Below are 12,071 nucleotides of genomic sequence, written 5' to 3'. Positions count from 1 at the left end.
CTGACCACGAAAGACGACGCTGGATACGTTCCGCGACGTGACGGCAGGGCGCGGGTCATTCCACCTTCTTCAGATATTCCTTCGTGAATATCTTGTCCGGCAGTTCGCGCAGCTGCAATGCACTGTATTCAAGCACAGATTGATCGCCTTCCCTGAGGGCATCCTGCATAACCAGGCGCGTCGGGCGCAATTTTCCACCCAAGGTCTTGTAGTCGTCGTAGACGCAGGTTTTCAGCAGTTTTCCGGAGACTGAATAGAATTCCGCCTTGTGCGGTGCGCCATTGCTTGCACGGACCCAGTACAGGACGCGGGCGTAGGTCACCGAGCGGTCCACTGCCGTGAGCTCCAGTGCATGGTGATCGGCGCCGTCGATCTTCTCGACGCCGATCAGTCTGGGGGTGTAGTCACCGGAAAAATTGGCGCGCGCAAGGTCACCGTTGGCCACCTGACCCGTCAGCCGCTGCGCGAGGGACAGCCGTACCGGTTGCGACACTGTCGGCAGGAACGCCCACAGGTCGCGCTCCTTCATCAGCAGTATCTGCCCGCGCTCGGACGCCGGTTCGATGGTCTGGATGATCGTGTTGCTGCTGCCCTTGGACAGAATCCTGAACTTGCGGAATTCTTCGCCGCTCGCGCTGTTTGACGTGATGCTGACTTCGACCTGGAAGGCCTCGCGCGGGAAGCGGATCGTATCGGCCTTTTCCACTATACTCGCGGCATCCTGAGCAAAGGCAGGCTGGGCAACAAGAAGCGCGGAACCCCATGCGACCGACAAGAGTACGCAGCGAGCCAGTGATGCCAGGTGATTCGGGACCGCTGCAGGGCGCAGGAAGCGTGTCGGCCATGCAGCCGGACGGGTGCAGGAAAGCAATGCCATTCGTGGTGTCTCCAGTGACGGGCGTTTCGCCCTCAACTCTTGCCGGGCGTATTGATGAATAACGTCGTCCAGATCCGGAACGTGAGCCGCAGTTACATGCTGGGCGGCCAACTGGTAACCGCATTGAAGAGTATCACGCTCGATATTGAGGACGGCGTGTTCATCGCCATCGCCGGCCCCTCCGGCAGCGGCAAGTCGACCTTGCTCAATCTGATCGGTTGCATCGATACGCCGACCAGCGGTCAGATACTGATCAACGGCCAGGATGTGTCCGGGCAGACGCCGGATCAGCTGGCCGGCCTGCGTGCGCGCACGATCGGTTTCATATTCCAGACCTTCAATCTGCTGCCTGTACTCACGGCCTACGAGAACGTCGAATATCCCTTGCTTCAGTTGCCGGAAGTCGGCAAGGAAGAACGTGACCGGCGCGTCCGCTATTTTCTCGATGTGGTCGGGCTTGGCAAAAAGATGAATAATCGACCGAACGAATTGTCAGGCGGACAGCGCCAGCGCGTGGCGATCGCCCGTGCGCTGGCCGCGCAGCCCACGATCGTACTGGCGGACGAACCGACCGCCAACCTCGATCGCAAGACGGGTGATGCCATTCTTGAATTGATGCGTGAGATCAATCGTACCTTGAAGACGACCTTCATCTTTTCCACACACGACAAACGCGTCATGTCGATGGCCGACCGCCTGGTCCGCATCGAGGATGGCGAACTGACCGCACTGGGCGTACAGAAATCGCCGGGTGAGTGGTCCTATGTGAAGCCGCCGAAGCCGGCTGCCGACAAGGCGGCGTGATGATGTCCCGAGTCATGCCCCCGATGAAGCGGAATGCGGTCATTCCATCGTTGCTCATCGCGTTGCTTGTCGCATTTCCCCCTGCGCACGCGGCCGATCCGCTGGACGATCTTTTCCTCGACGCACCGGCGTCCGACACACCTGCGAAGTCGGACGCAGGTGGTTCATTGCCGGATCTGGGCGAAGCATCGGCACCCGCGACCTCCGGCTGGAAGGGATTCACGCAGTTCGAACTGGCCCGCACTGTGGCCGGTGACAGCCACTGGTCGAAGGCGCGCTGGCGCAACGAACTGGGGCGCAGCGGCAGCTTCGGGCAGGGCATCAAGTGGAAGGCCTTCGGGCGCGTCGATTACGACTTCGCCTATGGCTGGGAAGACGACTTCTACAACGCGAATGTGCGCGACGACAAGCGCAGCGAGTTCCAGTGGCGCGAAGTGTTCGTCGATGTGCCGCTGGGCAACATGGAACTTCGACTCGGACGCCAGCACATCGTGTGGGGCGAAATGGTCGGACTTTTCTTCGCCGACGTCGTGTCGGCCAAGGACACCCGCGAATTCTTCAACCCCGAATTCGACCAGCTTCGCATTCCACAGTGGGCCGCGCGCGCCGAGTACTTCATGGGCAACGTGCACGCCGAAATCGTGTGGATACCCTACGTCAGCGTCGACAACATCGGGCGTTTCGGCGGCGACTACTACCCTGTCCAGCCCGAAATCTCCGGGCTGACAGCCGTCTACAACGATCAGGTGCGACCCGATCGCAAGCTGAGCAACTCGAACTACGGTCTGCGCGTCAGCACGCTGGTGAAGGGCTGGGACCTCTCGGCGTTCTATTACCGCAGCCTGGACGTCAATCCGACCTTCGCCCGCCAGATCGTTGGTCCGACCGCGGTGTACACGCCGGAGCATGACTGGATACATCAGTACGGTTCCACGCTGAGCAAGGACTTCGGCCGGGTATTGCTGCGCGCCGAAGGGGTGCTGACGCTGGATCGTCGCGCGCCGACGTCGTTGCCCGGCGCGGATGGCCTGGTCAAGCAGAACATGGTCGACTACGCGGTCGGCCTCGACTTCCCGCTCGAGAACGAAGCGCGTTTCAACGTCCAGTACTTTGAGCGTTATCACAACGATCGCCCACCGGAGCTGCTGGCATCCAAGCGCGAGAACGGCATGTCGCTGCTGTATCACCACAAGTTCGGCGAACGCGTGGAAGGCGAGGTGCTGTGGGTGCAGTCATTGGTGCGCAACGACTACATGTTCCGGCCGAAGGTTATCTGGCGCGTGCAGTCGAATCTGCGTGCCATGTTCGGCGCCGACCTTTTCGGCGGCAACTCGAATGGTTTCTTCGGTCGTTACGGCGAATCGGATCGCTACTACGGCGAAATGCGCTACTCATTCTGAGCCGAAAGCGGGGTCGTCAATGCGAGTACTGATTACGGGTGGCGCGGGTTTCATCGGCTCGCATACTGCCGATGCGCTTCTGGCGCGCGGCCACAGCGTGCGTGCGCTCGACATCCTCGATCCGCAGATACATGGCGAAGGCCGGCAACGTCCGGTCTACCTTGCGCCTGAAGTCGAATTGATGGTCGGGGACGTGTGCGACGCCGCCGATGTCGCGCGTGCGCTGGACGGCGTGGATGCCGTCTTCCACTTCGCGTCGCTGACCGGCGTCGGGCAGAGCATGTATGACATGGCGCACTATGTGCGCGTGAATTGTCTCGGCACGACGACCCTGATCGAGGGCATCGTCAAGGGCGGGCATACGCTCAAGCGGTTCCTGCTGTCGTCGTCGCGGGCCATCTACGGCGAGGGCGCCTATCGGTGCGCCGAACACGGTCTGCAGTTTCCCGGCGCCCGCGCCCGGGAGCGTCTGCAGGCGGGCAGATTCGCCATGCCCTGTCCGGTGTGCGGGGCTGCCCTCGACGTGATACCGACGCCCGAAAACAAGCTTTCAGAGCCGTTTTCGGTCTATGCGATCACCAAGAAGCAGCAGGAAGACTATGTCCGCTACGCCGCGTCGACATTCGGTATCCCGGCCACCATCCTGCGTTACTTCAATGTGTTCGGCTCGCGCCAGTCGTTGCGCAACCCCTACACCGGTGTGGTGTCGATCTTCTACTCGCGCATCTGCGCGGGGCAGCCGATTTCGGTTTATGAGGGTGGCCTGCCGGTGCGCGACTTCGTGCACGTGTCGGATGTGGTCGCCGCCAACCTGCTGTCGCTCACGCAGGATGTGGCGCCCGGCGCAGTCTTCAACGTGGGCGCCGGTGTGTCCAGCACGATTGCCGACATCGCCAATGCACTCGCCCGCGCCGCCGGAAAGCCGGTGTCGATGGAAGACAAGGGCGAGTTCCGCGTGGGTGACATCTTCGGCTGCGTTGCCGATCTGAGTACCTCGCGCGCGCAACTCGGCTATGTCCCGGCCTGCACGCTCGACGCGGGCATGGCCGAGTTCGAGGCCTGGGCGCGTACGCAGGCGTCCGAGGACCGTTATCAACAGACGGTGTCCGAGCTGACCCGTTTCGGTTTGTTCGGCCGCGCCGGAGGCGCCTGATGGCTGCGCGCCGCCGCGTGCTGTTCGTGGCGGAGGCGGTTTCGCTTGCGCATGTCGCACGCCCTGTCGTGCTCGCGCAGGCGCTCGCGCCCTCGTGCGATGTCAGTATTGCTTCGGCCGGGGCGTTCGACCTGTGCCTGCGCGGTACGGATCTGGCGCGTATCGGTCTCGACAGCATTGCTCCCGCGCTTTTCCTTGAACGTCTCGCCGAAGGCGCACCGTTGTACACCCAGGCCGAACTTGCGCGATACGTCGAACAGGATGTCGAACTGCTCCGGCGTGAGAAGCCGGACGTCGTGGTGGGTGATTTCCGCCTGTCGCTCAGCGTGTCGGCGCGGGTGGCGGGCATCCCGTACATGGCGCTGTGCAATGCGCACTGGAGTCCGTGGTCGGTGCATCGGCGCTTTCCGCTGCCCGACATCACGCTCACCCGCCTGCTCGGCCCGGCCCTTGCGACGCCCATCTTCCAGATGGCGCAGCCCATCGCGTTCCGCCTGCATGCCAGACCGCTGAATGCACTGCGGCGCAAGCACGGCTTGTCGACCTTTCCGGATGTGCGCTACGCCTACACCGATGGCGATTTCACGTTGTACGCCGATACACCCACTCTGGTACCGGTCAGCGCCGACTGCCCGTCGAATCATCACTTCATCGGCCCCATCGTCTGGTCACCGGACACGCCGCTGCCCGATTGGTGGGACAGTATTCCGGACGGGCCGCTGGCTTACCTGACCTTGGGGTCGACCGGACGCGTCGACCTCCTGCCGATGTTGTTCGAAGTGCTCGAACAGCAAGGCGTGCGGTGCATGACAGCCACTGCCGGCCGCTCGAATGTTGCAGCCAGCAGCGCATCGTGTTTCGTGGCGGATTATCTGCCCGGAGCTTCAGCGGCCGCTCGCGCAGACTTCGTCATCTGCAACGGCGGCAGCGCGACTGTCTATCAGGCGCTGTCGGAGGGCAGACCGGTGATTGGCATCTGTTCGAACATGGATCAGTTCCTCACCATGTCGAGGGTGCAGGATGCCGGTGCCGGCATCTGCCTGCGTGCGGGAACGGTGAAACGGGATGCGTTGCAGGTCGCGATTGAGCGCATGGTCCGGGATCCGGATTTCAAGATCGCAGCCGGCCGTGTGCGCGCCGATTTTTCCGGTTTCGTCGCTGGCGCACGACTGAATGATCTGATCGAGACGATCTTCAAGGCCTGAAGCGCACGCCTTCAAACGGGCGGTCATCGCAGGTGTGCATTGAATCGGAAAGAAAATTCAGGACGAAAAAAAACGGGAGCTTTCGCTCCCGTTTTTCATGTCTGCCTGTGTGACCGAAGCTTAGGCTGCCTTGCGACGGCGAGCGAAGCTCAGTGCACCCAGGGCCAGACCGGTCAGAGCCAGCGTAGCCGGTTCCGGGATACCTTGCACCGGGCCGTTGAAGTCGGTCTGGAACAGAATGTCCGGACCCACAGCAACCAGACCACCCGGCAGTGCGCCGTTGGTGTCGAACGTGCCACCATTGACTGGACCGATGTTCGGCACCTGGCCAGCGATCAGGACCGACGGATCAACTGACGTGAAAGGAAGCGCCTGGCTGATGTTGGTGACCAGGAATTCCGTCAGCTGCGAGTTCCAGAACGTCGGGTCGAAGGTGATCGGCACGACGGTCAGCAGATCGAATTCCGGCGTCGAGCCTGCGCCAACGACAGTCTGTGCGCCTGAAAGGGCCGACGTGCCGTTGCTGGCATCGCCGTCACTGCCCAAGGTACCGAGCGTCGTCGTGCTGGCCGAGAAGTTCGAAACCGAACCTGCTGCACCCGGGGCGATTGCGCCGGAGAACACCAGCGTGCCGGTGTTGAAGCCGGTACCCGCTGCGTAGTTGGCTGCTGCGGCGAGGTCCAGATCCTTCACGTAGACGTTGAAGTAATTGCGGTTGGCATCCTGCGAAGCGGCAAAGTCGAACACGGCGATGTTGGCACCCGTGACAGACACTGCCGTCGTCACGACTTCCTGGTAGGCCAGTTCGAACGTGATTTCGTAGCGGTTGGCGGTGGCGCCCGAACCGTTGTACAGATTGCCTACTGCGCCCACGCCGCCGAGGAACGCGGACAGGCGACCTTGCGAATACACCGTGAACTTGTTGCCCGAATCGCCATTGAGACCCAGGTCACCATTGTTGACACCGTTGGCGAGATCAACGAAGGCCTGGTTACCACCCTGGGCCAGCACCGGCGACGGTGCCCAGTCGAAAGCGGTGATGCCGCTGACGACACCATTCGGCGTGGTGATGGAAACGGGCTCAGCGTATGCCGACGCTGCGAAACCACCGGCAAGTGCTGCTGCGATTGCGAGTTTTGAAAATTTGATCATTTTGGACTCCGACTGGTAGGTGACTTGAACCACGAGTACATCTAAGCAATCCCCGGGCCAGTTTTTTTGATTCGAATTAAGCTAATGAATTATATGAATTTTATTTTCTTCCCAGGGGCGTCGGTGGCGGTTCAGTCAGGCCCTGCTTCAGATTTGTAAAGTATTTCGACAGGTCTCTTGTCCCTGCTTCCGCGACGTTGAAGCCCACTCACTCGGCACGCGCTCGAAGACGCTGCAAGGTCATGCGCAATGAGCGACCCGGTGCGCTGCGGGAACGGCCCACCCGGCACAGCCAGACAGCGCGTTCCAGATCCGTCTGGCCGAGCATGGTTTCAAGCGAATCGCTCAACGCGCGGGCGCTGGTCAGTGCGCTGTCGGAGGTCGTGAAGCGCAGCCCGCTGCGCGTGTAGTGACTGAATATCAATGGTGTCATTTCCGGCTGGTGCTGCAGGCCGAGCCGTTCGCAGGTCAGCCAGAAGCGCTGGACCGCGGCGCCGGCGGCCACCCGCTGCTCGATGGTTGCCATCGCCGCTGGTGCGACCAGGAAGGCGTGTGCCGAGCATGCGATGCCGGGGATGAGATCAAGCTGGACGCGAGGCGCAAGCGTACCGGCGAGCCACGCGTTAAAAAACTCGACACGCGACCAGCTGTGCATGACCCACTTCATCATTTTTGCCGTCATCGGATCCACACCGACCGCCGCTTCGGGAATGCGGTCCTCGCTGAACTGCGCGCCCCACTCGATCACCCGCTTGTGAACCTCGTACGCTTCGCGGATCGTCAGGCGGATTTTCGCGTTGGCGAAATTCAGACGGGCGATCGACCATCGTTCCGATGTTGATTCGAACCAGCGCACCTTGAACGGATGTGCGGCGGTTTCAAGGGCGGCGCGCTCGGCACTCGTCAGCGGCGCACCAGGCATCGGGCGTCGCTGCACGCTGCGTCGCTCTACATAGGCCAGGAGCGGGTCTTCGGTCAGCGTCGGGTCCGGTTGCAGTCGTACGTCGTACAGAAGGTGAGTGTCCGGCGTACCGGCCCGACGCGTCCACGCAGCGCTCAGGCCATGCCGGGTGGCGGCGATGCGCAGCGTTTCAAGCAGTGCGCCGTGCGCAAGCTGGCTGGCGTGCCCTTCGAGGTCGTATACACAGTCGTGTCGCGTGTCGAAGCCGTGAATCAGCACGTGGTCGTCGGCCAGGATTTCGAAGCGCCAGGGCTGCGTGTTGTCGCCGCTGGGCGCCCAGCGGGCGAGGTCGAGGATCTGTTCAATGACGCGCATGGAAGGGCCTCGCGTTGGGTGAGGAGTCAGAGCGAAGGTTTGCGTGCGAGCTGACGACGACCGATGGCCATGATCAGCCGCTGCAGCGGGTGGTTGTTGCCGCCCGGCCGCCAGGTACGCACCAGCTTGTTGCGGAAGGCGTCGTACTGCAGGCCCCAGGGCGCCGGTCGGACTTCGCCCCGGCCGAGCAGCAGCTTGATGCCCTCCGCGGCGGCGAAACCGGCGCAGAGATTGCACGCGATCATGGTCGATGGGCCACGCCGCGCCGCCAGATCGATACGGGAAGGCTCGACCAGATAAGGGCGGTGCAGGCCTGCCGGCGCGAGACCGACCAGGAAGCGCAACGCCTGTTCGGTCTCGTCGCACCCCTCCAGCCGGAAGTACTCCTCGAAACTCATCCGGTCGGGCAGAAAGACCAGCAGGGCCGAGCCCATGCCGAGCGGCGCCGCGGTGACGGCGGGGATGCGCAGGCGATGGCAGGCTGCGAAGGTCGCACGGCGCGCCGCAAAGGCGAAAAAATCGAGTCCGTCTATATATATATCCGCGCCGCGCAGGAAGTCGTCGGGAGATTCGGCCGAAACGCCCTGCGGAAACAGCTTCAGCTCGACTTCAGGGTTGATGTCCCGCGCCTGGGCCGCCAGCACATCGAGCTTGCGCTGGCCCAGCGTGCTCATCGTGGCGCCCACCTGCCGGTTGAAGTTGGCGACGTCGAAGGTATCGAAGTCCGCGATGTGGAACCGGCCGACGCCGAGTCGCGCAAGGGTCAGCAGGTGGATGCCACCGACCCCGCCCAATCCGGCGATGGCGACTGTGCTGGCGCGCAGCTTCTGCTGCTCGGCGTCGGTAAACCACCCCAGATTCCGGCTGAATGCTTCGTTATAGTCAAATGCGGAATGATTCATCATCGTCCTGCCTGTCGGCGCTTGCCCGAACCCTTGCCTGCCCTGAAGGCTTGCGGCTTCTGAAAAGTCAAAAACTGTTATGCTGGCAATACCTTAGCATCTTACCCTTCGAATCCGCATGAAGTTTTGGCTGCTTGATCTGCGACTGGCCATGCGCAGCGTGCTGCGACAGGGGCGGCGCACGATGATTGCGATCGGAGCGGTGAGCTTCGGGGTCGTTGCCATGATCCTTTCGGCCGGATTCATCGAGTGGTTGATGGACGGAATGCGCGAATCGACGATCAAGTCACAGCTTGGCCACATCCAGGTGGTCAGGCCGGGGTATGTGGAGCGCGGCACCTCGGATCCGTTCGGCTTCATGATCGAAGGCGAGGAGGCGGCGCGTGCGGCGGTGCAATCCAGCAGTGGCGTGAAGGTGATCGCGCCTCGACTCAGTTTCAACGGTCTGGCGAGCAAGGGCGAAAACACCTTTGCCTTCCTCGGGCAGGGCGTCTCGCCGGAAGCCGAAGCCGTGCTGTCCAGTTCGATCCGGATCAGTCGCGGTCGTAACCTCGCCGCAGACGGTGCGAACGAAATGATCATGGGGCGTGGCCTGGCGATCAATCTCGATGCCCAGGTCGGCGACACCATCGTGCTGCTGACCACGACAGCCGGCGGCAGCATCAATGCCATCGAGGCCCCCATCGTCGGTCTGTTCAATTCGGTCAGCAAGGAATACGACGATTCGGCGCTGCGCATGCCGATCGCGCTGGCCCAGCAGCTGGTCAAGGTGACCGGCGCACAGCAGTGGCTGGTGCTGCTTGAGCGCACCGATGCCACGGACAGCAAGATCGAGGAGTTGCGCAAGGTGCTCCCTGCAGACAAGCTCGAACTCGTGCCGTGGTATCAGCTCGCCGACTTCTACAACAAGACGCGCGACCTCTTCTCCAGTCAGATCAATGTGGTACGGCTGATCATCCTGATGATCATCGTGCTCAGCATTTCGAATACGCTGTCGATGAGTGTCATGGAGCGGGTCAGCGAAATCGGCACCTGCATGGCGCTGGGCCTGACGCGCAGTCGCATCCTGCGCATATTTGTGTCAGAGGGGCTGATGCTCGGTGTCGTGGGCGGCGGATTGGGTGTGGTGCTGGGCTGCCTGCTGGCGGTGGGGATATCCGCAGTGGGCATTCCGCTGCCGCCGCCGCCGGGCATGGAGGAGGGATTTGACGGCAAGATCATGCTGACCTTCGGTATCGTGGCGCAGGCCATGCTGGTGGCGGTGGCCAGCAGCTTCGTATCCAGCCTGTACCCCGCCTGGCGCGCATCGCGCATGAACATTGTTGACGCCTTGCGACAGAGCCGCTGACCCGCCATGTTCAAACTCGCCCTGCGCAACATCCTCCGTCAGAAATCGCGCACCGCGATGACGCTGGCGGCCATCGTGTTCGGCGTATCGGGTCTGATCCTGACCGGCGGTTTCGTGGCGGATGTGCTGACCCAGCTCGGTGAGGCGACGATCCACAGCCAGCTCGGTCATGTGCAGGTGTTCAAGCAGGGCTTTTACGAGAAGGGCTCCCGCTCGCCGGAAAAGTACGTCATTGAAGACGCCGACCAGATCGCGCGCTTTGCGGCCAAGATGCCGGAAGCGGACACGGTGCTTCAACGCATCCGCTTTGCCGGCCTGCTCAACAACGGCAAGGCTGACTGGGCCATCGTGGGCGAGGGCGTGGAGCCGGACAAGGAAAATCACCTCGGTACGTTTGTCCGGATCACGGCGGGGCGGCAGCTCAAGGATGAGGACGCATCGGGCGTCCTGATCGGGGACGGGGTGGCAAAGGCGCTCGCGCTTGCGCCCGGCGACACGGTCACCTTGATCATGAATACTGCGGACGGCGCGCTGAACACGACCGAACTCAACGTGGTGGGCGTTTTTCAAAGCTTTTCGAAAGATTTCGATACCCGTGCCGTAAGAATCCCCATCGCAGCAGCGCGGGAGTTGCTGGCGCGCGATGGCGCCAACTCGATCGTGCTGCTGCTGCATCGCACGGCCGACACCGCGCTGGTGAAGGATCTCCTGATTCCGCGCCTGCAGTCTCTGGGGTTCGATATCCGGGATTGGGTGGAACTGTCGGATTTCTACGCCAAGACGGTCGAGCTTTACCGCACGCAGTTCGGCGTGCTGCAGTGGATTGTGCTGATCATGGTGCTTCTCAGCGTGTTCAACACGGTGAATATGAGTGTTTTCGAGCGTGTGGGAGAATTCGGCACGCTCATGGCGCTGGGCAACACGAGAGGTTATGTGTTCCGTCTGGTCATGGTGGAGAACGCGATACTGGGCCTCTTCGGTGCCGTGGTGGGGGTTGTGCTGGGCACGCTCGCGGCGCTGGCGATCAGCGAAGTCGGTATCCCGATGCCGCCGCCGCCGAATTCCAATGTCGCTTACACCGCGACCGTCAGGGTGCTGCCCGACACTGTTTTTCTGGCATTCGGGGTCGGTTTGATCGCCACGCTGGTGGCCGCGCTTTTGCCGGCTCACCGCGTATCACGCACACCGATTGTCGATGCGCTGCGCTACAACATCTGATGAGGCGTGACGGAATAGAGCGCGCTGTCGGGCGCATTGGCTATGATTCGCGGCTTGTCTCGCCGCTGTCCTTCTGGAGGATGCAATGTTTCGTTCGATCTTTCTGATGTCCGCCCTGCGCAAATGCGCCTTGCTCCTTGCACCGCTGGCGCTCGTGGCGTGCACTTCGTCACCCTACCCGGCGGCTCCGACGCAGGCCTACAGTGACGGTTACAACTACATTCTGGGCCCCGGCGACTCGGTGAGTATCGTCGTGTGGCGCAATCCGGAAATCTCGTCGACGGTCACCATCCGGCCGGACGGCAAGATCACCGGTACGCTGTTCGAGGACCTGCCGGCGGCCGGTCGTGATCCCACGACACTGGCGCGCGAGATCGAGCAGGTACTGTCCAAGTACATCCGTGATCCCATCGTCAGCGTCATCGTGGCCGGCGGCATCGGTCCGTACAGCGAACAGATCCGCGTGATCGGCGAAGCGGCCAAACCGCAGGCGCTGGCCTACAAGCAGAAGATGACCTTGCTCGACGTGATGATTGCGGTGGGCGGCATCACCGACTTTGCCGATGGCAATGCGGCGACCATCCTCCGTACGTCCGAAGGCGACAAGCAATACAACGTGCGCCTGAAAGACCTGATCCGCCGCGGTGATGTCAGTGCGAATGTGGACGTCAAGCCGGGCGACATCCTGATCATTCCGCAGAGCTGGTTCTGAGCGGTGACCATTGATATTCAAATT

General features: G+C 62.1%; 11 protein-coding genes. 7 read left to right on the top strand and 4 right to left on the bottom strand.

The annotated features are described in order from the left end of the window. Nucleotides 1-55: 55 nt before the first annotated feature. Nucleotides 56-877, bottom strand: a complete 822-nt coding sequence (locus tag ACTIFF_RS03750) for an outer membrane lipoprotein-sorting protein (protein WP_439535617.1) — start codon at nt 875-877, stop codon at nt 56-58. A gap of 54 nt (nt 878-931) precedes the next feature. Between ACTIFF_RS03750 and ACTIFF_RS03745 the strand changes: the two genes are divergently transcribed. Genes ACTIFF_RS03745 through ACTIFF_RS03730 form a run of 4 tightly spaced genes read left to right on the top strand, consistent with a single transcriptional unit; the run spans nt 932 to nt 5,439 of the window. Next, the gene (locus ACTIFF_RS03745; RefSeq protein ID WP_439535616.1) at nt 932-1,681 is read left to right on the top strand and encodes an ABC transporter ATP-binding protein; all 750 of its coding nucleotides are present in this window, start codon (nt 932-934) and stop codon (nt 1,679-1,681) included. Between the two features lie 23 nt (nt 1,682-1,704). Next, nucleotides 1,705-3,081, top strand: coding sequence for a DUF1302 family protein (locus ACTIFF_RS03740; protein WP_439535615.1), 1,377 nt, complete (start codon nt 1,705-1,707; stop codon nt 3,079-3,081). 19 nt (nt 3,082-3,100) lie between these two features. Further along, on the top strand, nt 3,101-4,234 hold the full coding sequence (locus ACTIFF_RS03735) for an NAD-dependent epimerase/dehydratase family protein (RefSeq protein ID WP_439535614.1): 1,134 nt from the start codon (nt 3,101-3,103) through the stop codon (nt 4,232-4,234). Next, entirely contained in the window at nt 4,234-5,439 is a 1,206-nt protein-coding gene (locus tag ACTIFF_RS03730) for a nucleotide disphospho-sugar-binding domain-containing protein (RefSeq protein WP_439535613.1), read from the top strand. Before ACTIFF_RS03735 ends, ACTIFF_RS03730 begins: the two co-directional genes overlap by 1 nt. Before the next feature lie 120 nt (nt 5,440-5,559). Here the strand turns inward: ACTIFF_RS03730 and ACTIFF_RS03725 are convergent, their stop codons facing one another. The 3 genes from ACTIFF_RS03725 to ACTIFF_RS03715 all read right to left on the bottom strand — a co-directional run bounded on the left by ACTIFF_RS03725 (nt 5,560) and on the right by ACTIFF_RS03715 (nt 8,769). Then, entirely contained in the window at nt 5,560-6,591 is a 1,032-nt protein-coding gene (locus tag ACTIFF_RS03725) for a PEP-CTERM sorting domain-containing protein (RefSeq protein ID WP_439535612.1), read from the bottom strand. 208 nt (nt 6,592-6,799) lie between these two features. Next, on the bottom strand, nt 6,800-7,867 hold the full coding sequence (locus ACTIFF_RS03720) for a nitroreductase family protein (RefSeq protein WP_439535611.1): 1,068 nt from the start codon (nt 7,865-7,867) through the stop codon (nt 6,800-6,802). A 26-nt stretch (nt 7,868-7,893) separates the two neighbouring features. Next, a complete protein-coding gene (locus ACTIFF_RS03715) occupies nt 7,894-8,769 on the bottom strand; it encodes a ThiF family adenylyltransferase (RefSeq protein ID WP_439535610.1) in 876 nt (291 codons plus the stop codon). A gap of 118 nt (nt 8,770-8,887) precedes the next feature. Between ACTIFF_RS03715 and ACTIFF_RS03710 the strand changes: the two genes are divergently transcribed. The 3 genes from ACTIFF_RS03710 to ACTIFF_RS03700 all read left to right on the top strand — a co-directional run bounded on the left by ACTIFF_RS03710 (nt 8,888) and on the right by ACTIFF_RS03700 (nt 12,047). Beyond that, nucleotides 8,888-10,117: an ABC transporter permease gene (locus tag ACTIFF_RS03710; RefSeq protein WP_439535609.1), complete on the top strand. Its 1,230-nt coding sequence runs from the start codon at nt 8,888-8,890 to the stop codon at nt 10,115-10,117. A gap of 6 nt (nt 10,118-10,123) precedes the next feature. Continuing rightward, nucleotides 10,124-11,335 carry an ABC transporter permease gene (locus tag ACTIFF_RS03705; RefSeq protein ID WP_439535608.1) on the top strand — a complete coding sequence of 404 codons (1,212 nt, stop codon included), beginning with the start codon at nt 10,124-10,126 and terminating at the stop codon, nt 11,333-11,335. An 85-nt stretch (nt 11,336-11,420) separates the two neighbouring features. Then, complete coding sequence (locus tag ACTIFF_RS03700; RefSeq protein ID WP_439535607.1) at nt 11,421-12,047, top strand: XrtA/PEP-CTERM system exopolysaccharide export protein; 627 nt, start codon at nt 11,421-11,423, stop codon at nt 12,045-12,047. Nucleotides 12,048-12,071 lie beyond the last annotated feature (24 nt).

The sequence above is a fragment of the Methyloversatilis sp. genome, assembly GCF_051861465.1.
In the GTDB taxonomy this organism is placed as follows: domain Bacteria; phylum Pseudomonadota; class Gammaproteobacteria; order Burkholderiales; family Rhodocyclaceae; genus Methyloversatilis.
Note: the sequence above shows the minus strand (reverse complement) of the source record. Positions and strands in the feature narration are given on the sequence as shown.